The sequence below is a fragment of the Paenisporosarcina sp. HGH0030 genome (assembly GCF_000411295.1).
Lineage (GTDB): Bacteria > Bacillota > Bacilli > Bacillales_A > Planococcaceae > Paenisporosarcina.
On sequence record NZ_KE150422.1, the window covers coordinates 321,357 to 344,130 of the forward strand.

General features: G+C 38.7%; 22 protein-coding genes. 9 read left to right on the plus strand and 13 right to left on the minus strand.

What is annotated here, in order from left to right; all coding sequences use genetic code 11:
- Positions 1-289 precede the first annotated feature (289 nt).
- Positions 290-1,627, minus strand: a complete 1,338-nt coding sequence (locus HMPREF1210_RS13730; RefSeq protein WP_036660141.1) for a D-serine ammonia-lyase — start codon at positions 1,625-1,627, stop codon at positions 290-292.
- A gap of 188 nt (positions 1,628-1,815) precedes the next feature.
- Between HMPREF1210_RS13730 and HMPREF1210_RS13735 the strand changes: the two genes are divergently transcribed.
- Positions 1,816-2,814: a M23 family metallopeptidase gene (locus HMPREF1210_RS13735; protein WP_016429297.1), complete on the plus strand. Its 999-nt coding sequence runs from the start codon at positions 1,816-1,818 to the stop codon at positions 2,812-2,814.
- 26 nt (positions 2,815-2,840) lie between these two features.
- Here the strand turns inward: HMPREF1210_RS13735 and HMPREF1210_RS13740 are convergent, their stop codons facing one another.
- Positions 2,841-3,566: a gamma-glutamyl-gamma-aminobutyrate hydrolase family protein gene (locus HMPREF1210_RS13740; protein WP_016429298.1), complete on the minus strand. Its 726-nt coding sequence runs from the start codon at positions 3,564-3,566 to the stop codon at positions 2,841-2,843.
- 264 nt (positions 3,567-3,830) lie between these two features.
- Here HMPREF1210_RS13740 and HMPREF1210_RS13745 point away from each other — a divergent pair, with 264 nt between their 5' ends.
- The 3 genes from HMPREF1210_RS13745 to HMPREF1210_RS13755 all read left to right on the plus strand — a co-directional run bounded on the left by HMPREF1210_RS13745 (position 3,831) and on the right by HMPREF1210_RS13755 (position 6,056).
- Positions 3,831-4,058, plus strand: a complete 228-nt coding sequence (locus HMPREF1210_RS13745) for a hypothetical protein (RefSeq protein WP_016429299.1) — start codon at positions 3,831-3,833, stop codon at positions 4,056-4,058.
- A gap of 379 nt (positions 4,059-4,437) precedes the next feature.
- Positions 4,438-5,607 (plus strand): DUF2157 domain-containing protein, encoded by a 1,170-nt coding sequence (locus HMPREF1210_RS13750; protein ID WP_016429301.1) that lies wholly within the window; start codon positions 4,438-4,440, stop codon positions 5,605-5,607.
- Complete coding sequence (locus HMPREF1210_RS13755; RefSeq protein WP_016429302.1) at positions 5,604-6,056, plus strand: GDYXXLXY domain-containing protein; 453 nt, start codon at positions 5,604-5,606, stop codon at positions 6,054-6,056. The genes HMPREF1210_RS13750 and HMPREF1210_RS13755 overlap by 4 nt, the downstream gene beginning before the upstream one ends.
- Before the next feature lie 484 nt (positions 6,057-6,540).
- Here the strand turns inward: HMPREF1210_RS13755 and HMPREF1210_RS13760 are convergent, their stop codons facing one another.
- The gene (locus tag HMPREF1210_RS13760; protein ID WP_016429303.1) at positions 6,541-7,077 is read right to left on the minus strand and encodes a GNAT family N-acetyltransferase; all 537 of its coding nucleotides are present in this window, start codon (positions 7,075-7,077) and stop codon (positions 6,541-6,543) included.
- 336 nt (positions 7,078-7,413) lie between these two features.
- Between HMPREF1210_RS13760 and HMPREF1210_RS17825 the strand changes: the two genes are divergently transcribed.
- Positions 7,414-7,536 (plus strand): sporulation histidine kinase inhibitor Sda, encoded by a 123-nt coding sequence (locus HMPREF1210_RS17825; protein ID WP_081637837.1) that lies wholly within the window; start codon positions 7,414-7,416, stop codon positions 7,534-7,536.
- A 299-nt stretch (positions 7,537-7,835) separates the two neighbouring features.
- On the opposite strand, the gene HMPREF1210_RS13765 is transcribed toward HMPREF1210_RS17825, so the two are convergent.
- The 4 genes from HMPREF1210_RS13765 to HMPREF1210_RS13780 all read right to left on the minus strand — a co-directional run bounded on the left by HMPREF1210_RS13765 (position 7,836) and on the right by HMPREF1210_RS13780 (position 13,044).
- A complete protein-coding gene (locus HMPREF1210_RS13765) occupies positions 7,836-8,150 on the minus strand; it encodes a hypothetical protein (RefSeq protein ID WP_016429304.1) in 315 nt (104 codons plus the stop codon).
- 238 nt (positions 8,151-8,388) lie between these two features.
- On the minus strand, positions 8,389-9,789 hold the full coding sequence (locus HMPREF1210_RS13770) for a SpoVR family protein (RefSeq protein ID WP_016429305.1): 1,401 nt from the start codon (positions 9,787-9,789) through the stop codon (positions 8,389-8,391).
- Between the two features lie 54 nt (positions 9,790-9,843).
- The gene (yhbH, locus tag HMPREF1210_RS13775) at positions 9,844-11,007 is read right to left on the minus strand and encodes a sporulation protein YhbH (RefSeq protein ID WP_036660207.1); all 1,164 of its coding nucleotides are present in this window, start codon (positions 11,005-11,007) and stop codon (positions 9,844-9,846) included.
- A 141-nt stretch (positions 11,008-11,148) separates the two neighbouring features.
- Positions 11,149-13,044, minus strand: coding sequence for a PrkA family serine protein kinase (locus HMPREF1210_RS13780; RefSeq protein ID WP_016429307.1), 1,896 nt, complete (start codon positions 13,042-13,044; stop codon positions 11,149-11,151).
- Positions 13,045-13,272: 228 nt separating this feature from the next.
- On the opposite strand from HMPREF1210_RS13780, the gene HMPREF1210_RS13785 reads away from it, so the two are divergent.
- Positions 13,273-14,277: a vanadium-dependent haloperoxidase gene (locus HMPREF1210_RS13785; RefSeq protein WP_016429308.1), complete on the plus strand. Its 1,005-nt coding sequence runs from the start codon at positions 13,273-13,275 to the stop codon at positions 14,275-14,277.
- 281 nt (positions 14,278-14,558) lie between these two features.
- A complete protein-coding gene (locus HMPREF1210_RS13790; protein WP_016429309.1) occupies positions 14,559-14,762 on the plus strand; it encodes a hypothetical protein in 204 nt (67 codons plus the stop codon).
- An 83-nt stretch (positions 14,763-14,845) separates the two neighbouring features.
- On the opposite strand, the gene HMPREF1210_RS13795 is transcribed toward HMPREF1210_RS13790, so the two are convergent.
- Entirely contained in the window at positions 14,846-15,685 is an 840-nt protein-coding gene (locus HMPREF1210_RS13795; protein ID WP_016429310.1) for an STAS domain-containing protein, read from the minus strand.
- Positions 15,686-15,867: 182 nt separating this feature from the next.
- The gene (locus HMPREF1210_RS13800) at positions 15,868-17,118 is read right to left on the minus strand and encodes an MFS transporter (protein ID WP_016429311.1); all 1,251 of its coding nucleotides are present in this window, start codon (positions 17,116-17,118) and stop codon (positions 15,868-15,870) included.
- A gap of 102 nt (positions 17,119-17,220) precedes the next feature.
- On the opposite strand from HMPREF1210_RS13800, the gene HMPREF1210_RS13805 reads away from it, so the two are divergent.
- A complete protein-coding gene (locus tag HMPREF1210_RS13805; RefSeq protein ID WP_016429312.1) occupies positions 17,221-18,873 on the plus strand; it encodes an ABC transporter substrate-binding protein in 1,653 nt (550 codons plus the stop codon).
- 498 nt (positions 18,874-19,371) lie between these two features.
- A complete protein-coding gene (locus HMPREF1210_RS13810) occupies positions 19,372-19,908 on the plus strand; it encodes a YdhK family protein (RefSeq protein ID WP_016429313.1) in 537 nt (178 codons plus the stop codon).
- A 42-nt stretch (positions 19,909-19,950) separates the two neighbouring features.
- Here the strand turns inward: HMPREF1210_RS13810 and HMPREF1210_RS13815 are convergent, their stop codons facing one another.
- The 4 genes from HMPREF1210_RS13815 to HMPREF1210_RS13830 all read right to left on the minus strand — a co-directional run bounded on the left by HMPREF1210_RS13815 (position 19,951) and on the right by HMPREF1210_RS13830 (position 22,432).
- A complete protein-coding gene (locus HMPREF1210_RS13815) occupies positions 19,951-20,184 on the minus strand; it encodes a hypothetical protein (RefSeq protein WP_016429314.1) in 234 nt (77 codons plus the stop codon).
- A gap of 102 nt (positions 20,185-20,286) precedes the next feature.
- Entirely contained in the window at positions 20,287-21,069 is a 783-nt protein-coding gene (locus tag HMPREF1210_RS13820; RefSeq protein WP_051123230.1) for a SurA N-terminal domain-containing protein, read from the minus strand.
- A gap of 199 nt (positions 21,070-21,268) precedes the next feature.
- Positions 21,269-21,685 (minus strand): GNAT family N-acetyltransferase, encoded by a 417-nt coding sequence (locus HMPREF1210_RS13825; protein ID WP_051123236.1) that lies wholly within the window; start codon positions 21,683-21,685, stop codon positions 21,269-21,271.
- Positions 21,686-21,856: 171 nt separating this feature from the next.
- Positions 21,857-22,432 carry a GNAT family N-acetyltransferase gene (locus HMPREF1210_RS13830; protein WP_016429317.1) on the minus strand — a complete coding sequence of 192 codons (576 nt, stop codon included), beginning with the start codon at positions 22,430-22,432 and terminating at the stop codon, positions 21,857-21,859.
- Positions 22,433-22,774 lie beyond the last annotated feature (342 nt).

Genomic DNA, 22,774 nt, shown 5'->3' on the forward strand with positions numbered 1-22,774 from the left:
GCATTGACGAAGTCCCATAAGCGTGGTTGCTTAAGCCTTCTGGCACATATTATGCCGATAGTGGGTTCAGGCAAATGCCACGCATAGAATCAGCTATACGGGCTTTGTATATATCTTTAACAAGAGACCAGTGGTTTGATATTTTACAGGTTGCTATTTGAGCCTAGATTCCTTTCTCACTTCTCTCAGTCATAATCTAGTATTCATCTGAATATGATAGAGCAAGACACCCCGAGTAGTCGCAGAGCTGCTCGGGGTGTCTTTGTGTGTATATATGATAAAACCTATATTAAAGTAAGCTTTGTCCTTTTTCATAAAATCTTTTCATGTCATGTTTTGGTACAAGTGCTCCACCCGTTGCCCAAACGATATGTGTGGCTTGAGAAGTATTCAAGTTATTTTCTTTCACGTATTCGGACGCTAATATCAGTCCTGGTCCTATCAGACCTGAAGTGGCTGATGGTTCCAGATGGATCCCTTCACTATCCGACAATAATGCCAATAATTTAAATAAATCTTCATCCTCCATGGTGTAAATACCACTAACGAGCTTCTCACTAATAGAGGAAGCGAAGCATGACGGTCTTCCTACTGCTAAGCCATCCCCTTCAGTTAAGTTATCGATTCCGAAATTCTGCACACATACTTTTTCTTTTTCCCCTGTCAGCAGCCCGACTAATACGGCTGGAGAATGAGTGGGTTCCACAAAGAAACAATGTACATAATCTCCAAAAACCTGTTTTAGTCCGAACGCAATTCCACCAGGCGACCCACCAACACCACACGGTAAATATACAAATAAAGGATGTTCAGCATCAACTTGTATATTTTCATTTTGTAGTTGTTTTTCCAAACGAATCGCCGCGACACTGTACCCGAGGAATAAATGCTTTGAATCTTCATCATCAACAAAATAGCCTTTTACATTATTTTTCGTTTCCTGTCTTCCAGCAAAAATGGCTTCGCCAAAATCTCCTTTGAATTCATGTACGGTCGCACCTTTTGCCCGCAATAAATCTTTCTTCCATTGCTTAGCATCTGCGGACATGTATACGGAAACATGAAAACCTAATTTTGCGCCAATAATACCTATACTCAGACCCAAATTCCCTGTAGAGCCAACACCGATTGAATACTGACTGAAAAATTGCTTGAAATGATCGCTTGAAAACGCGCTGTAATCATCGTCTCTTTTAACTAGACCTGCTTCTAGCGCCATCTTTTCCGCATAATACAGGACTTCATATACACCGCCTCGTGCTTTAATTGAACCTGCAATGGGCAATTCATTGTCGCATTTTAAAAACAATTCCCCATTTATTTTGGCATCGTATTTTGTATTCAGCTCATTTTTCATTTTCGCTATATTTCGAAGAGGTGATTCGATGATGCCATTCGTCTCTTTCGTTTCAGGAAACTCTCTCGCCAAGTAAGTAGCAAATCTTTGAAATAGCGCTGCGGCTTCCTTCATATCTGTTTTCGTCACTGGCAAGGAATCAATTTCTTCCATTTTTTGAAGCTGTGAATTTAACCATACAACCGGTTCCAAGCGAATGATATCATCCAAAAGCGGATATTGCTGAACCCATTTATCTAATTCCGATTGTTCAAAGATCAAACTCTTCATCCTTTCTTTGTGAGGCCTTTAAATTTGATGATGAGAGCCGATTATCTACACCATTCATAATAGTATGTGCAAAATTAGTTTGAATTTCTACTTAATGAATGGCAAAAATGAACTGGTCAAGTTTACTACTTATGATTTATTTGGAACAGGATATTCTAATGTAATGATTCACAAAGGAGGTTTATTTAGTGCGACGAATATTTCACTTAACACTATACGCTTTTACACTGTCTTTGCTAATAAGTTCCGTCGTTTCTGCAAAAGAGCAGCCGAAAGTGGATATACTGGAAGAGCGCATGAGCTACTATTTACAATTTGAAAACACACTTGTCCCTTGGTACTATTTAGCCGCTGTGGATCAGTTTGAACGCAATATTCAGCAAGTGCGGAAAGACATTCCGAAGAGAGATGGCACGATTGCCATTCAATTTTCGGACGATTACTGGGCAGGAATGTTTAATCCTGATAAAGATGACATAACACCTGAATCCATCACATTTTTTGGTGGAAATGGACTAGACGGGAATGCAGACGGCATGGCAAATCCAGAAGATAGTATAGATATTCTTTTTACGATGTCTTCTTATTTAGCCAGTTACGGACAATCTGAAGAAGACTTTAAACTGGCCGTATACGAATACTACCAAAGTGAAAAAACCGTCGATCAAATCATGACCATTGCCAAATTATATAAACACTTCAACACACTGGATCTGGGTGAACATGTTTTCCCTATCCCACTTAATCAGAATTACAGTTATAGAGGTACTTGGGGAGCTAACCGCGGATGGGGTGGCCGACGCATTCACGAAGGCACTGACTTATTTGCTGGATATGGCGTTCCGGTAAAATCGACCTCATATGGAATTGTTGAAGAACTGGGTTGGAACCAATTTGGCGGTTGGCGTGTGGGTATACGTGATATTCAAAATACCTATCACTATTATGCGCACTTAGCTTATTTTAATGAAGGATTAGCAAAAGGCGATATCGTTGAACTCGGTTCTGTTATTGGTTTTGTGGGAAGTTCGGGATATGGGAAACAAGGAACTTCAGGTCGATTCCCACCTCACCTGCATTATGGCATGTATAAATATAATGGACGCACGGAATGGGCATTCGATCCATATCCTCACTTGAAAATATGGGAGCGTCAAGCAAGGGAAGCCAAAAAACGAAAAAAATAAATATGTGACTCCCTCAATAATAATTTTTATTGGGGGTGTAAATTTTTATTGCAAGCTTCTATAAATGCATCGAAAATTTTCCGTGCAGCTTCATCGCCGCCAAAAAACATGTTTTCTGGATGCCACTGGACACCAAGGACGAAGGAATGCACTTCACTTTCGATAGCTTCAATTACACCATCACTTGCACTCCCACTGACTCTTAATGGAAAGGGAACATTGCGATTGGCTTGGTGGTGGCGACTATTGACCTTCAAACGGTGTTGCCCAGTGATTTGATGCAGCAACGTACCAACTGTTACATTCACAAAATGAGAACCATGCGACTTAGGTGCCCGTTGCTGATGTTGCAAAAAATCATTCTTTATTTGAGCACCAATATCTTGATACATATCTCCACCTATGGCGATATTTAACGACTGGATTCCTCGACAAACACCCAAAATCGGTTTATTGAGCGTTAAAAATTTCCGAATAAGAGCTAATTCAAAAACGTCTCTGGCAGGATCTATAATCCCCAGCATCGGATGTGGTTCTTCGCCAAAAAGTGTAGGATCTATATCGTACCCTCCTGTCAGGTAAAGACCATCCAAAAATTGTGCCAACTCATCTATATCGGACTTTTCCTCTAAATGTGGCAACATCACTGGCATGCCCCCCGCCTGTAAGATAGCATGGGCATTGGCCATGGATACAGAGTATTCATCCCCATCGTACTGCACAAACGAACTGATTCCAATAATCGGTTTCATTATCTGTCCCCTTACTTTCATTCGAAATTTAGTCACCGATAAAATATGGACTATAGTTTGTCATATGCATAAGAAAGGACTTAAAGAAGTGTTATGGAAAAAATTAGCACCTCGTTTTAATAGTCATTACCATCATGATCCTTTCGGAATCCTTATTACTTTTCCCGTTTAAACGTTAACTGTGTATACATAGTCATTCATTTAAAGCACATGATAAGAGTGTTCTCTGCCACCTTTTACAAATAGTTGAAAGGATGAAAACCAATGAAGAAAAAAGTGTTTACAGAAGAAGACCGTAGATTGGCTAAAGGTCCTTACATGCATAATCCGGATGCCGTACAAACGGACAAAGTGAGCTTATTTGATATGCATGAAGATATGAAAACGGTGGACATACTGTTTGTTGATGAATTGAACAAACAAGTAATCAATGATCCAGCACGAAAAGTGACAAATGATCCTTCAGCCAATGAAGAAATACACCCTAATTGAAAATACCTCCATTTCATGTAGCCTTACATGGAATGGAGGTATTTTTTGTTTGTTCATTGTGTAATTCGCGAATCCTGAAAGGTCACTACACGAGGCCGCTGTACAAATAATCCCTGTAAACCAACAAAAGATTCTATATAGCGGCCATCATTTCCTATATCGACGCTGTGTCAATGTAACTGCATATACATAAAGAATAAGAGCTATCACAAATGGGAGTGCCGACATAATTTGCCCAACTAATTCATTTCCATCATGATGGGGATGGGCCATGTACATTTATTCCTTTTTCTAGGAAATATCCATGGCCTAGTTGACGACATGTCTATACTGATAATAAGAAACTATAATGTAAAAAATAGAATAAAGGAGTTGTAACGTGGTACTTAAACAAAAACTACAAAGTTGGAAAAATGAAGGATTTATCGACGAATCAACTGTTGAAAAGATTCTTGCATTTGAAAGTAAGCAACCGAAACCTGTTAAAATCCCACTGCTTTTGATTATCGGGCTTATCTTCTTTTCATTGGCCGTGTTCAGTTTCATTGCGGCCAATTGGCAAGCGATGCCTGATGTGTTAAGAATATTTCTTACACTTTCTGTAATGTGGTTGTTTTACATCCTTGGGCATTTTTCTGAGATGAAAAAATTTGGTCAACCAATCATATTCCGTCTTATTGGTTTGGCCATGTTTGCAGCAAGCATCGTTGTAACGGTCCAAACATATCATTTTTCCTTATATAATTCGTTTTTACCATGGGCAATATTCATTGCAGCACTTGGTCATTATTGGCACTGGCGTCAATTTCCTTATGCCATCGTCGCTTTTGTTTTTGGGGCTCAAGTATTATTTACTTCCGTTGTAACTCTGGGGTGGTTTGAATGGGGAGCATTCTTAGCTGTTTCATTAGCCTGGTTTTATTTCAGTAAAACGCCCATCTCGATTTCATTTAGTTGGATTCTACTATTTGGAGCAGGACTCACACTTTGGTCAGTCGTTGAATATGACAACGTACTTTGGCCAATATGGTCACTATTTGGTGTTGTCGCTTTCATTCATTTCTTCCCGGAAAAAGAACAGATTGTACGTCCTCTCTACCTTATGATAGGGGGAATACAGCTTCTAGTTTACTTAGCTATTTTGGGAGAAACCCAACTCTCTTTCATCGAGATAAATATTGTTGAATCAATCACTCTGGCTATCGTTGGAGCAGCATTACTCGCGTTCAGTTATTTCCGATTCAAAAAATTCCAATGGGTTGCTGCACTAAGTCTAATCGGACTTCTGCTTTATGATGAATCGGCAATAGGTCTTGCCATTTTGGCCGAAGTCATCGCACTTGCTTATTTAATAAATGAGCATCGTAAAGACAGACTACTTGCACCTGGCTTTGTATTTTTCATTCTTGTCCAGTTTGTCCTGTATTTCATTTATGCGTGGGGAAGAATGGATGTCTCCCTATTCTTCCTAATCGGAGCGCTTTTACTTTTTGCATTGTCCGGCATCGCCTGGAGAATTAACAAGAAGAAAGTAGGTGTCTCTTCATGAAGTCCTTTTTATTTCCTGCCTTACAGACACTGATGATTTGCTTGATTGCTTTGAGCTTCTTTGCAGCTTCTTGGTTTGGTGAAGAATATGTGTTACGAGCCGAGCCTTACGACCCGTATGATCCTTTTTACGGCGAGTATGTGATGTTGCAATACCCTGATTTGAAATCTTCCTCTTCTGCACCGGAAGGCGATATTTATTTTTCATTAAAAGAAGGCAAAGATGGCTATGCCATTATTGATCGATTGGATAGCGAACATTTTTGGGGAGCTATACAAGGAACAAATTATGGTGGGCAAATTACTACACCACAGCTTGAACAATATTATGTGGAACAAGGTACCGGTCCTAATTTAGAGGAAACGAAGGATTTGGCGCTCACTCTTGATGTAGCCCCTTGGGGTTCTATACGTCCTACATTTTTAGAGAAACGCCACGATCAGAAATAGAAAAAACGGCAAAAGCTAAATGCTTTTGCCGTTAGACTGTAGACAAAAAATAAAAAGAGTGAATATAACTGTATACTAATGAAAAAGAGGCGTATGCAAGAAAATGTTGATTTCCTTTGCGGCGGACGCGTTTCGCGGGCACGGCTTTAGTCTCCTCGTCACTACGTTCCTGCGGGGCCTTCAGCTCGTGCTGTTCCCGCTGAAGTCGCCGCCTCCACTCCAATCAACGGAATTCGCTTCTGTTATCGTATCTCTTCATATTATTTTATTAGTAAGATGGTCGGTTATTTCTGAAGACTCCTGCGGAAAAACGAAATAAGCTAGACCCCACAGGCTCAGCTGTCATAGACAGCTGAGCCGAGGAGGCTAGCGTTTCGTCCGCGGAAAGCGAAAGAAATAGCCGACCATAAACTTTTTCGATAGAGTGCAATAGATAAGAATGCGAATTTTTATACTTTTATTTTGATTGCTTTTGCCGTTTTTGTTACCTTTGATATTCAATCAGCCAGCAATCACGATACTCACCTTCGTGCAGTTCATTTTTAGGTAATAGAGTTACCTTCTTGAATCCACATTTTTCATAACACCGTATGGCACGTTCATTCCATGTCTGTGGGTCCATTACTACAAGTTCAGCATGTTTTTGCTCAACCAAGAACGTTACCATAGATTTCACAAGATGAGTTCCTAAGCCTCTATTCCAATACTCTGTTTCCCCAATAAACTGGTCCATGCCATAAATCTTATATGGTGAATCAGAATAACCATAATGATTTCTCGTTTCTTCATCCAATTCATAGTACTGGATGTAACCTATTTTAACATCCTCATATTCAACCATACATTTCATTTCATTTTCATCGCAATTATAGAATTTCTCATTTACTTTTTCCAAGTCAAATGGATTGTCCCTTCCTTCATAATATTGTAAGACTTTCGGATCCGAAAGCCATTTTGCCAATAAGTGCTTATCCTCTATTTTCAGTTCTCGCACTGTTATTTGCCCATTCTTATCAATCAAATTCGTTTCCTCCATTGCAACTTTCTAATAGAGTTATTCGTTACTTTTCTTGAAATTCCTTCCAAGGTCAATATTTCCAAAAAAATTTTTCGACAAATTTCTCACTTTTTCGTTTCTGTGGATAAGGTTATACACATTTTCCCGGGTACTGAGTGTACATTTCTACTAACTATCAACAAGTTAATCACAATTAATCCACCGATAGCTGTGGATAAGAGAACGCTTGTTCCGAACAAAACTATCTGATAGATTAAGATTACATCAAAGATATTTACCAATTTATTTGCTGCTTTCCTAAAATGGCCCATCTATTATGTAATCGGAGGTGAATTCACTTTGAGTAAACTATCATCTGAATTGTTGATTGAATCGTATGTTAAGGCAAAAGAATTAAAGTTATGTCCTGAATTTATCTACTTGTTGGAAATCGAAATTCGCCGACGCTCTCTACACATCTGACACTCTTTCTTTCATTGTTTTTTATCATATACATGTAATAATCATTATAAAAAGGAAACCAGTAGCTCATTAGCTGCTGGTTTCCTTTCTATGATTATGGGATTTTCTTATATCAGAACAAAAAGAATTCCAGCTGCTAGCTAAGCAGTTGGAATTCTTTTTAAATTAATTCGGTTGCCAGAAAATGTAAATTAATAACTAGATGATATTAAAAAGAAAAACAAACTTTTTTTGAAAACTGCTATAAAAAGTGAGTGAATCCTATGTAATGGCACCCTTTTGATTTTACATATTATACTTCATCCATTATGTTGATTTAGATTGTGATGTTCCGGTTTAGCAGCGTCGATCATTAGGAAAATGGCAGAAAGAATGTGCATAATCATTCCTACAAAAGGAATCCATGCGATACAAGAAGTGACGATACCAAGTATACTTCCCGTGGTCGAACCACCATCTTTTTTGGTGAGAACCAATGTTACAATGTGTAATGCTAACATAATGCCTAATGGAATCCATAAAAATCCAATTACAATGCCTGCTCCTAGAAAAGGAATCCCCAATAACGCTTCAAGACCGCCGGTGACCCATTTCAATATTTTAGATGTGGACAATTTAAACACCTCCTTTCTTGTTAATTAATAGGCTCTGTCATACTTGCTGGCTCATGCGGAACATGCGACTAGTACAATTGTACGCTAAACAACCGATATCTTCTACATCCTTTAACACAGCCAATAAAATAAAAACTACAACTTAATTTCTGTCCGTTTCTATTTAAGAAAGCAAACGTAATGGTTAAACCAAATAAAATTCCAACATCTTCAAAAGATGCTGGAATTTTTTTGTCTATCATAATAATCGACGTGACACCTTTTTCCCATCATATGAATAAACAATTGGTTTATTCTCAACATACGTTTCCAAATAGACTGACCGTCCCCACAACTGATAAATGTAAGGCAGTACATGTTCCAGATAAAGAGGATCCAGCTCAGTTCCCTCGTAACCATGCTTTAAATAGAGTTCACCATTTCTCGAGTAGTCTCCATCCTCAACCACGATATAAGGAAAGCTTCCATTCACCCTCATCGAAATCAATTGGTCACGAACCTGCTCATAGTCTTTATCGGTAATTTGATAGTTTCCATTCTTCTTTTCAAACAAATATAGATCTTCCTGTTTCACCAATTCCTTCGTCAAATAATTTCGGATGAAAGAAATATCTGATTCAATTTCTCTTACTTCAAACATTTTTTCCCGGCCAGAATTTTCTTTAACGCCGTTTTTCTTCATTCGCTCTGTTGGATGATTGTATCGCTTTTCAATATCCTCAAAAATCTTTAAGCCCAGATAATAGGGATTGATACTCGTTTTGGAAGGCTGAACAACTCCGGCATTCAATGTCGCAAATTCGATGGTTTCAGCTGGCGTCAAATCCATTTCTCTTAATATTCGCTGATGCCAATAGCTCGCCCAGCCCTCATTCATGATTTTCGTTTCCATTTGCGGCCAGAAATACAGCATTTCTTCCCGCATCATGGTTAAGATATCCCTTTGCCACTCTTCCAGTTCACGGCTATATTCCTGGATAAACAATAAGAGGTCTTTTTCAGGGGATGGCGGAAATTTCTTTCTTTTTTCTATGAGTGCCTTATTGTCTTTCGCTTTTATATCCAAGTTCCATAAGTCATCATACTGAGTTTTCCGATTGACTTCTTTTTCTTCTTCATTCGTATCGTAGTCCAATAATTTATGTCTGATAATGGAGGGATCCACATGCTCCTGTATGGCCATGGCCGCATCCAAAAAACGTTCTACTTCTACTTTGCCATAAATCATTTCATAATTGGCAATCCGTTCGGCAGTTGCCGTCATACTTTCGACCATATCACGCTTCGTATTGGAAAATCGAGCATTGTTTTTAAAGAAATCACAGTGGGCAAGCACATGGGCAATAATTAATTTATTTTGAATGAGACTATTTGTATTAAGCAGAAACGCATAACATGGATTTGAATTGATCACCAGCTCATAAATCTGACTTAAACCCAAGTCGTATTGCAGCTTCATTTTATGAAATTGTTTCCCAAAGCTCCAATGGCTGAATCGTGTGGGCATGCCGTATGCACCAAATGTGTAAATAATATCAGCAGGACAAATTTCATAACGCATCGGATACGTATCCAGTCCAAATCCAGTTGCAATTTCCGTAATTTCGTCTATTGCCCGATGAAGAGCATTCTTTTCCATCTATTGAATCCCTCCGACGGTTTATTCAATGACAAGTGCAAGGCACCGACCAGTTCAAACGGAAGTTATTTCTTTTTGGAAAAAGCTTTTCAATGCTTTATAGACATCTTGTTTTTCTTTCAATATATAATGGCGGAACATCGGATTCGAGATTTTTTTATAAGTGGACATCAAAGTGGAATATCGATTATTGGGGTTCACTTCTCCGTAGCCAAACATACTGGAAACGGCCATCAGTTCATTTACCAACTTCAAACATCTTTCATTATCGTTTGACATGTTTTCACCATCTGAAAAGTGGACCGGGTAAATATTGAATCGAGAAGGTTGATATTTTTGTTCAATCAGTTCCAGCGCTTTTAGATAGGCAGATGAACAAATGGTGCCGCCGCTTTCACCTTTTGAAAAAAAGTTCTCTTCCGTGACAACCTTTGCTTCAGTATGATGAGCGATAAATTCAATTTCCACCGTTTCGTATTTGGTACGTAGAAATTTGGTCATCCAGAAAAAAAAGCTGCGAGCCATATATTTTTCAAATGGTCCCATGGATGCACTCGTATCCATCATCGCAAGTACAACTGCTTTGGATTCCGGTTTTACTTCATCATTCCATGTTTTGAACCGCAAATCCTCATTATGGATAGGCGAAATTTCCGCTTTCCCATTCGCCGCGTTGCGTTTGATAGCCGTTAAGATGGTGCGCTTTTTATCAATATTGCCCATCAGCCCTTTTTTACGAATATCATTGAATTCAATTTTTTCTTTTCTAATTTGAGCTTGTTCTTTTTGCTTTAAATTGGGTAACTCGAGTTCATTGAAAAGGGCACTTTCCAGCTCCGCCATGGTGATTTCCACTTCATAATAATCCTTACCCGCTTGATCCCCTGCTTGTTTCCCTTGCCCTGGAGCGGCTTTTCCTTCCCCAGAACCACGTGCGATGACATCTCCTACCTGACTATCACCATTCCCTTGACCCACGTGTTTTGATTTGTCGTAATTATAGCGAATTTTGTACTCATCCAAGGAGCGGATCGGAATTTTGATGACATCCCGTCCATTTGACATAATAATGCTTTCTTCACTGATTAAATCCGGCAAATTATTCTTGATGGCTTCTTTGACTTTATCCATATGACGTTGCTGATCTTGATAGCCTTTTCTATGGAGCGACCAGTCTTCCTGTGAGATGACAAAATGATTATCAGGTTTTTCGTTCATTTCCACCCACACCCATCCAGTATTAAAAGTTTTTTAATTTTATTATCATATGCGTTGGCGAACAAGTTATTGACTTCAGAGAGTAAGAAAAACAAGACGAATTATCTGATTCGTCTTGTTCTGTTATTCATATTCATCCCATTATCGATTAAGCAGGCTTCCTACGTAACGCAATAATTCATTGGCTGAAATTGAATTATAGCCATGTTCATCAATCAGTCTCGCAACTACTTCATTTACCTTTTTAAGCTGTGATTCATCCGGTGTTTTGGATGATGTCGTAATCTTCACCACATCTTTTAAATCCGCAAAAAGTTTCTTTTGTATAGCTTCGCGTAAACGTTCATGTGAATTGTATTCAAAGCGCTTTCCTTTTCTAGCGTAGGCAGACAGACGTATGAGTATTTCTTCCCTGAACGCTTTTTTCGCATTTTCAGAGATGCCAATTTGTTCTTCGATTGAACGCATCAGTTTTTCATCCGGATTCATTTCTTCACCGGTCAAAGTATCTCTTATTTTATTTTTATTACAATAAGCTTCTACATTGTCCAGGTAATTATCCATTAAGGTAATTGCTGACTCTTCATAGGAATAAACAAAGGCTTTTTGAATTTCTTTCTTGGCAATTTCATCATATTCCCGTCTGGCAATAGAAATATAATTCATGTACCTTTCCCGGTCTTCCTGCGTGATGGAAGCATGTTGGTCGAGACCATCTTTCAGTGCACGCAAAACGTCCAGAGCGTTGATCGATGGCACTTCCTTGCGGATGATGGCCGAAGAAATCCGATTGATTACGTAACGCGGATCAATGCCGTTCATCCCCTCATGCGGAAACTCCTTCTGCAATTCCTCCACATCGATTTGATTGAAGCCTTCTACACTTTCGCCGTCATATAAACGCATTTTCTTCACAATATCAATGCCTTGCTTTTTAGGTGTTTCAAGCCTTGTTAATACTGAGAAAATGGCGGCTGCTCGCAATGCTTGCGGAGCAATATGAATATGTGTCATATCGCTTTCCTGGATCATTTTTTCGTAAATCCGTTCTTCCTGACTCACTTTCAGGTTATAAGGAATTGGCATGACAATAATTCTGGAATGCAAGGCTTCATTCTTCTTATTTGAAATAAACGAAGCATACTCTGTTTCATTTGTATGAGCCACTATGAGTTCATCCGCGCTGATTAATGCAAACCTTCCTGCCTTGAAATTCCCTTCCTGAGTTAGAGATAACAACAGCCAAAGGAATTTTTCATCGAGTTTCAACATCTCCTGAAATTCCATCATTCCGCGGTTCGCTTTATTCAGTTCCCCATCAAATCGGTAAGCACGAGGATCTGATTCCGCACCGAATTCTGCGATTGTTGAAAAATCAATACTTCCTGTCAAATCGGCAATATCCTGTGATTTCGGATCAGAAGGCGTATATGTGCCAATTCCCACCCGTTTGTCTTCGGAGAAGAAAATTCTTTCCACCATTACGTCTTCCAAGCGACCATTGAACTCTTTATCCAAACGCATCGCGTTCAAAGGAGACAAGCTGCCTTCAATGCGGACTCCATACTCTTCAAAAAATTCGTCACGTAACTCGTGGGGAATGAGGTGAAGTGGGTCTTCGTGCATTGGGCATCCTTTTATCGCGTAAACAGCTCCTTCGTCGGTTTTTGAATATTTTTCAAAACCACGTTTCAACAATGTCACAATTGTTGATTTCCCTCCACTTACAGGTCCCATCAACAATAAAATACGCTTTCGAACATCCAATCTTTTTGCAGCTGGGTGAAAGTACTCTTCTACTAGTCGCTCAATGGCCGTTTCAAGTCCAAATATTTCTTCACCAAAAAAATGGTACATTTTATGACCATTCTTTTGCGTCAACCCATGGCTATTGATCATATTATAAACACGTGAATGAGCCGATTGGGCAACTTCTGGTCGTTCCTTAACGATGGTCAAGTATTCAGCAAATGTACCCTCCCACTTTAGGCTGTTTTCTTCTTCTCGGAAGCTCTTCACCTTGTTCAAAATATCCATTTTTTCCCTCCGTTTAGGGTTTGATTTATTCATAGTATGAAATGAGACAACTTATGATTACCGGGACTTTTCACAATTGCCTCATCCGGCAAAAAGATCTTCAAAATTAATATCCGATTTTAGAAAGTACTTTTCTCATCATTTTCATGTTGCGAATAGCTTTAATTAATACACATGTTCTTACTCTTTGACATAGGTTAAAGGAATAATAGAGTGGAGATGAAAAAAATGAAGAAAAAATATTTACGTTGGTCCGAAGTACCTTATGCAGGTGAAAAGAAACCACCAGTAAATCCTGATACACCATCTTCAGGTTCTCGGTCTTTGACCTATTTAAAAAGAGACAAAGAAAAGAACTTCTTGAATCCAAATGGAACGATAATGCACTTTCCCATTAAAAAACCTAGTGCAATAGATTTTGAAAAAGAATTAAAGATTGTTCAGCGTACACTCAACCACCTGACACACACTCAGGAACAGTTGGCCATTTTTTATGGAACAGGTGTCCCTACTAAACAGTGGACTTCTATCATTGACCGTTTAGTAGAATCGTATGGGGTCAGTCCTGTCTACGCCTCTCGAATACTAGCTGCTGTCCATATGGCAATCAATGACACCAAGATTGTCGTATGGGATTTGAAGTATAAATTGGATGTTGCCAGACCAAATCAATATGACCATGAGATGGAAACGATTCTTTCCACACCTAAATTTCCTTCCTATCCTTCTGGCCATGCCAGCATGTCTGGCTGTGCAGAAGTGGTGTTAAGCTATTTCTTCCCAATGGAAGCACAAAAGTTACGAAAAATTGCTTTTGATGACGCCTTCAGCCGTCTATGTGCTGGCGTTCATTTTGAAGCCGATAACATCGAAGGCTTGAAATTAGGCAGATATATTGGAAACGTAATAGTTGACCACTTACGTGCGCAGAAGAATGAAGATGGCAAGTCCATTGACAAACCTTTTAAGGAATACCGGAATGCCAATATTAATACGCATGACTATAAGCAGTTTATCCCGTATGATTTCGATGATGAAGGTACGTCTCGAACAAAATTCAATTCCAAATCTATCTCCAAATCCAAAGATTTCAATGAACCTATTAAATTCAATGATTCCAATGAATCCTTTGAATCCAATAAAACGCATGAATCGAATGAATCTAGTGAAATCAAAGTTAACCAGAAATCCCATCAAAACGATATCCGGCCCAAGCCTCCATGGTATTTTTAGTGTGACGAAAACCTTTACAATTCAACCCGACATATCAATCCTCAAACCAAAAGACAATCCTATGTGATTGTCTTTTTTAATTTGAGGACATAGCCAAGTCGTACAAGAGTGATTGTTGAGTGTGTGTACAGAAATGGGAGCTGACTGGAGAAAACCTTTAAAGCGCCTTTTACATGAACATGTTTTCGTTCTACATGATTTTTTTTTTTTGAAATTTAAAGAATGAACTTCGCTTTTATAACCATGTTAAGAAGGAACGATACTTTTAAGGAGGTTTTTTGATGGGAAGTGACAATCATAAAGGTGCTATTAACTTTACAGGTCCCTTGTCTCAAACACCAAAGAAGAAAGATTTTAATGCAACTTCACCAAAAGAAGAAATTTCGATGGAATTAGTGGAGCAGGGATTCTTAAAACCAAAACATGAGCCAATGACATCGAATCATCGTAAAAAAAGTGAAAGAGAAAAATCTTACAAGTCCTAAAGTATCGTGAAACTGAATAGAAGAAAAAACACCTCCAATTTGAAAAGAATTGGAGGTGTCCTATTTTTGAATTTTAATGATACTCACATTTGATTGTTCTTTTTTCCAATCACTTCTTGAACTGAAGATATTTTAGAAATTGCATGAAATTCTTCTCCAAAACTGATTGCTTTTCTTGCAACTTCTGGCCGAATACCGGAGATAAAGCTTTCAATCCCCATCAAGTTCAAAACTTGAACAAGTTGAGTCAGCTGGAATGCAACGACTTCTTCAATTTCAATCACACCAGAAAGATCGATAATTAAACTTTCTACCATGTTTTCACTACACTTCATCGGAATATCATTAAGTAAGGACAACCCACGTTCCGAATTAATCACACCGATTACCGGAAGAACAGAAATTTTATCACAAATCTTGATGAGTGGTATTTCCAGTAATTTTATCAAGGCCTGATGCTCGGTCAATCGTTTCTCGTTGAATTCATGGTAATACTCAGAGAACTTGACAATCATCAGTTCAAATCCAGAATTCAGCATTTCACTCCATTCCGATACTAGATGTTTGCAAACATCTTCATTCGTTTGATCGATATATTGTTTCATATATTCCCAAAAGAGCGTTCTCGTTTTTCCAAGAAATTTAATAACTTCATGAATGGCTATTCGATGTTCCACTCGCGACTTTGCTACAGTTTGAGCCCATTCATCAAGTTTTTCCCGAAAATCGAAATCATTTTGATCAAAGCTTGATATCAATAACTGAATGGTATGTTGATGCTGCTTTCTCAAGAGTTTCTCCACATCTGGTGAAGCTTGATTAGAATAAAATGAACCCGGCTCTTTTACTCTCTCATTCAACCATTCTTCCGTGATTTGATGTGCATGATCTTTCAAGTAGTTGGATATTGCGAGTGTAGACATCTTGAGTGTACTCCTTTAAATAAATACTTTTCGATATTTGATGTTAAATTATTACTTATACTATCGGATTTTGAATGGTTCGTAAAATATTGCACGATGCAATTATAACAAATGAACTGCTTCAACTTTAAAATCATTCACTTTGCACGAAAAAAGACCATCTTTTGGATGGTCCTTTTCCTTCAAACAGTTGCATTTATTATTCCTTCATCTGAAACATTTTTGCTCATAAATAAACCTGCATATAACAAGACGATACCAGCCATCAGAATCATTCCAATGTAAACGGACATCATGGTCGGGACCAGGTATGCACCCATGATAATCGTGGAGCGAGCAACCAAGTCTGCACCGCTGAATGATAGGTTCGAAAAGGCAGAATAAGATCCCCTCTTATTGGCTGGCATCATGTTTGCCTCTTCCGTATTTCGAATCGGTGAATAAATCAGTTCTCCCAGTGTTGCAATGATATTAAAGAGAACTAGAATGTACCACGTGTTGGCAGACGTGACCGTTACATAACCGATTCCATATAGTAGAAGTCCAAACAGTAAGACATTTTTCTTATTGAACCTATCAGTGAGTTTATTGATGATAAACGTAAAACACACAACGAGAAGCATATTTTGGATATTGAGGTAACTCAGCATCCTTACTCCCCCCACTTGGAACTCCCCTATTTGTACTGTCTCGAACGTTTCTGCGAGACGAACGCCGATGTAACTGTTAAGTGAAAACTCAGCGGCAAAAATAAACATCGAGCCTACGACAACTTTGACAAACGGTATATCTTGAAAAGCAATTTTATAATTTTGAATTACATCCAGTAATACATTTTGATGCTGTTTTTCCAATCTACTTGTGGACTCATCCCGCAGCCATATATGATAAGCAATCGGTAGACTGGCCGATGTGACCGTCAACATGGCAAACAGTTCAATTTGATGGTTGACGTAAAGCAATCCTCCAAGTGCCGCACCGATTGCCATAGATAGATTTACGAGCCAGTATTCAATAGCATAGACTGCTTTTCGATTTTCAGGCGTGGTCGAATCGATGATGATCGCATGCATGGCAGGTCGCCCTAGGCTGCTTGTCACTACGAATGCTGCATAGGCAATCGCAAATAACCAAATCAAGTTGTCTTCAGGTAATAGACTCAAGGTCATGAATAGAAACAGCAACGCACTCAAGGAAGATGTGAGGAGCAACACCCTTTTGCGTGGTAATCGATCCGAAATATAGCCCCCGATCAAATTAGTGAAAAAGCTGACGACGACTGTGAATACCAGAAACACACCTGCCCATACCTTGCTCATTTCCTGTGCAAAAAATAATGCCATGAAAGGCATGACCGCTGATGATACCGCACGGTTGAAAAACGATGTAATCAACCGAACTTTTATATTTTGTGGATAGTCTTTAAAGGCCATGTTGAACCCCTCCTATTACTTATGTATATTAAACTAGACTATTGACATTAAAAATGGACAAAATAAATAATTATGTCCACTTTTTCAAAAAAGGAGAACATGATGGATAGACATTTATTGACCGTATGGCGTTCGGTTTCATCAGGGAGCATTAGGCTGGATGAACTAACGGAACTCCTCGGTCTGAGTAGGAAACAAACGGCAAGATACTTGCAGAAATGGACAAAAGAAGGCTGGCTCATCTTTACTTCAGGACTTGGGAGAGGCAAAGCATCGAAGATTCAATGGCAAAAAAATGTGGAAGAAGTTTATGAAGACTTGGTCATGAAAATGATTGATGAAGAACCAGTCGAAACGATCGGGAAATATTTACTCTACGAGTGGTCAAGCGACAGCAAAATGCGTTTGATGAATAAGTTCCATTCCAAATTCGGCTACAACCAAAGCACAAACCACATGGACAAGCTCATCATTCCAAGAAGATACACCTTCCTAACGATGCATCCACTGGAAGCGGCAGAAGTACATAGCGCGAGCTTGGTGGCGAATCTATTCAATCGATTAGTGGCCATTGACGAAAAGGGGATGGTTTCACCTGAACTTGCCCACAGTTGGGATGTAACCCCATCGAAACTCCGACTCTATTTGAGAAAAGATATTAAGTTCCATGATGCATCCATACTGACCGCGGAAGATGTGAAGTTCTGTCTGGAAAAATTGAGGTGTCATAAGCATTTCCGGGATTTATGGGAGCCCATTCAGCGCATTGAAATCGTGGCACCTCTAGTAATTGATATTGAATTCCCAAACGGTTGCAGCTATTGCCTCCAACTTTTGGGTACGTTAACTGCAAGCATTTACAAGGAAACTAAAGGACAGTTACTTGGCACTGGAGCATTTTATTTAGAAGAAAGCAATGACTTAAAAACCACGATCTGTGCTTTCAAGGATTATTTTTTGGAAAGACCTTTATTGGATGCAGTGGAATTTGTGCAGGTACCAAAAGACTTCGATACCGCCTACCGTTCTGCAACTAAAGACCCAGTAGATGGCACTTTTCAAGTAGAAAGTAGCTCAGGTTTCGGAGTCGTAATCATGAATGCGTTTCGCGATTCACAGATTCAGTGCAAGGAAGTCCGAGACTATCTGCACTATGTAATAGCGAAGCATCGCCATGAAATTCCACTCGTACATTCACGTGCTTGGGCCAACGATAAGAGCTGCCTCATAGGTCATGATCAGCAATACAAAGTACCAGTGATGCAACGCCCCCATTTTTCAGAACCATTGATTTTAAAAGGAGTGAACTATACGGAAAAAACCACTATGTGGCTGAAGGAAGTATTCGAAAAAGAAGGCGTCCCTGTGGAAGTCACTTGGCTTCCCTTTGCCGAGACAGTTCAAAACAGTCCAAGAAACCAGGAAGCCGATCTGTTCATTCACGGTGAAGTATTCGAATTGAATCAAGATTTGTCCTTTTACTATTTTCTTAAAAATGGGTACTCCCCATTAGCAAAAATGATTGAGGCCGATGAAACGGCCAGCATGTATTTAAAGGAATATGTGCATACCCCTTTTGAAAAGTGGACTACCTTGAACTTGAGAATGGAAAGAGCTCTTTTGGAAGCTTCGCTGATGATTCCTTTATATTATGAAAAACGTCAAATCCCCTTCTCTACCGATCTAATGAACGTCAATATCAAGCATTTTGGATACGTTGATTTTTCCAAGTTGTGGGTAAGACCCGAACTTTAGAATAAAAGATCATCCATGAAAATAAAAAGGGCTACCGATTTGGTAGCCCTTTTCGTTTAAGTGTTACTTGATTTTTATCTGTTTTCTTTATTCTTCTTCGACAGAAACATATAATGTTTTGTCTTCGCATCATTAAAGTAATAACGTTTTGTAGTATTTAACGCATGGTGCCAAATTGTTACGTGTTAACAAAGAGAACGTTTGGCTGATTCCCCCACCAAACTAAATATAAGAGCAACCCTTGGATACGTAATCGACGTATTCAAGGGTTTTCTTCATAGAGTGTGACATTATCGGCGTCGAAAGTTTCAGCTAGCGAGACGATTTTCAGCAGAACGGAATTTTGTGCAACCCGGAACGCAGAACTGTCAACCTGGAATCCAGAACTGTCAACCTAGAATCCCATTCTGTCTACCTGACAGACTTTTCACTTTTATTATATACCCCATTAGGGTATACTACATTTAAGAAATCAAAATGATAGGGGAGTATATACCATTGAAAAAGAAACGGTACTTATTGAGTTTTGCATTACTAGTGGCACTGAGCGGTTGTGGAAATGAAACGAGCAAGGAATCCGACCATAGTGAGATGGATCATGGAGGTTCACATTCCAGCTCTGGTGAGATTCCTGAAGGGCTAAAAGACGCAACAAATCCAACTTTTAAAGTTGGTAGCGAAGCAACCATTACAACAGATCACATGAAAGGCATGAAGGATGCCGAAGCTACAATCGTTGGAGCTTACGATACGACAGTATATACCATTTCTTATACACCAACGACTGGTGGAGAAAAAGTAGAAGACCATAAATGGATCATTCATGAGGAAATAAAAGACGCTGCTACTGAACCATATGCAGAAGGCGATGAAGTAATTGTCGAGGGAGATCATACGGAAGGGATGAAAGGCACCACCGCAGTTATCGACTCAGCTGAGGAAACAACTGTGTATATGGTAGATTACACTTCGACTGATGGTGAAGAAGTAAAGAATCATAAATGGGTAACTGAAAGTGAACTTTCTGCTGAATAAGGTGTGTTCGTAGTCACAATAAAGAGAGGGACGGTGACATGGTCATCGCCCCTCTCTTTTTGTGCTTTTATCCACCCGGTGATATTCCGAAAGTTGAATGACTCGAACATTTCGCGTATTCAACTCATGGTATATATCTCTGCTATCACGAAATGAAATGGTTTGTTCTCTTTCACTTTGTATCAGCTCTTCTGCAATTTCCATGGATTCAACATGGATAAATCGCCGGATGTAATGGTCTTCATCAAAAAAATAAGTGATTTTGAATTCTTTCATGACATATAGCTCCTGATAATTAATTTAGTGAATAATGATTAGTATACCCATGCAAAAGCCTCCCTATTAATCAGATTAATGGGAGGCCATGCAAGTTATACATTAGATTTTCAATTCAATTTCAGCGTCAGCTTTTAACTCTTCAACATGTTTAGTCAATAATTCTTGCTGTTGTTGTTGTTTAAGAATCCCTTTAATTTCTTCTTTTGCTTCTTCAAGTGGAGGAAGATCTTGTCCAGCCGATTTTGCTTGAGAAGCAGCTTGATCGTAATAGGCTTTAATTTCTTTTTCTGTTACTTCTTTGGCAGGTACTACTTTATCCTGATATTTTTCAAACAGAATGGAGTCAGCAATTTGGGTTTTCAGCATTTTAGTATCCATGCTTTGTGCTTTCAACGCTTTATTCATTGCTTCTTCTCCACCGTATTGCTCTACAAAAGATTTATATTGTTCATCAATCTCTTTATCTGTAGCAGTAATTTTTGCTTCTTTCGCTTTTTGTAAAATCAACGTTTGTCCAACAAGCGTATTAAGTACTTGCTCTTTTACCTGTTTTGCTGCTTCTTTGCTACTAGGATCTTGACCTGTCTGCTGCATTTGCCCTTGAACGGAAGCCAATACTGCATTATATTCCTCACCTTTTAATTCTTCTTCATTGACTACCGCAACAACTTTGCTCTCGTCTACTTCTTGCTTAGCAAGCTTTGCCTGCATTTCTTTAGCTGCAGCTGCTTGGTCTTGTTCAGATGGTGCTTTTGTTGCTTCCTGCTTCGTTTCTTCTTGTGGCTTTTCTTCTTTTGTTGCTTTATCTTCTTCGTTGCAAGCAGATAAACTCAATATCAATACACCTGCTGCAAACGGTAATATAATTTTTTTAATATTCATTCTCATGTAAACCCCTTTCGATTCAAAGCTACGCTTTATAACTAAAGCATAGTCTGCATCTTAACGGAGAATCCCTGATAGTTAAACCCATACCCCTTCATGTCATCGAATTGTTAACTTGTTGTCATATGATGACCAAAATTAGGCTTGGCATGAAATTTAATGATAATACACTCCCATTTGTTTTTGGCGATTCACTTTACACAGACTTTTTATAAAAAACCAGTGTGGTATTATCATTAATACGCCGTTTTTCCCCCGTCTGTATATACCCCATTTTTTCATACAAATGGCAGTTACGTTCTTCCTCCAGGATTGTTGCCAGTTCCCAACTGATGGCTTGAGGAAAGCTTTCTTCTACTAACAATATCGCTTTTTTTGCTATACCTTGCCCTTGATGGGTTGGACTGATAAACATGGGGCTAATCCAAAAATGAACATCTTCTTTCCAAAAGATACGGATTCCACCTACAAGTTTTGTATCCAACAAAATTTTATAAAATATGCCTTGAGGATTAGTGATCCTCGAAACAACTCGGTCTATTGTTTCATTCGCTGGGTTTATATCGTAATCCTTATACTTTTCCATAAGCGGCATGAATGCTTTGACTTGCATATTAAAAATAGCTTCTGCATCGGGTATTGTTGCTCTTTCCAGACTAACTATATTCAAATTATTACGCCCCAATCAATCTATGATGTTTCCTATTATTAAATTATGATATTTATTAAATAAAAAAAGAGTGAATACTAGATCATGTAAATCTGGTTTTGTCGACATGAGTAATCACCCCATCTTTACTTGTAGTAAGTACTCTTCCTGGAGAATCCCGTAGATTGCACAGTCTTTGTATTGATTTTTAGCGTTACGAATCATATGCCGTATCAACCCTTCTTGTTTCATTCCAACTTTTTGCATGATTTTTCCGGATGCAGGATTATCACTGTTATGTGCTGCAGATATCTTATGAATATTCATATGCCTGAAGCCAAATTCCATAACGGCTTTCAACGATTCTGTTCCATATCCTTGATTCCACCAGTCGTAACCGAGTGTAAATCCTACTTCGCAATTTTCCGTGCCGAGGTCGAAATGATAAAAATCGATTGCTCCGATAAGATCACCAGTTGCTTTTAATTCAATGCCCCAATAACAAAATTCTTGTTCCTCATATTCATTGACAATATTCGTTACCCTCTCAACTGACTCCTTGATTGATTTATGTGCTCCTTTTATGAGATTGTCCGTAACCCGTTCATCAGACATCCAATGGGTAAAGAAGTTTTGTGCATCTTCAATAACCAGTCTTCTAAGAATCAATCGTTCGGTTTCCAGCGTTGGTGTTCCGTGGAATTTAATCATGTTCGCACCTACTTTAATTTATTTTTCCCGTGACTCCATGGCATTAAAGCAACAAAATCTAACTGAACAATAGGTAGAGTGATGTAATCCAGCACAAAATATCAACTTCCAGTAACCATTTTGCTATTTTAATCTTTTGCTGCATTAATGAACCTTCTTGTACGTATTTATGAAGTTATTGTGTAAGGTTTATCTTCTCTAATCATATTCATATTCCCTCTTTTGACGAACTGCTTTACAATATGTCCGAAGGCCAATCTCTTCTGGAAAAACTATAAATTGTGTGGCCCAGCGTGCAGTAAACGTAATGTTAAATTGCTGAAATTTCATTTGTATGTGACA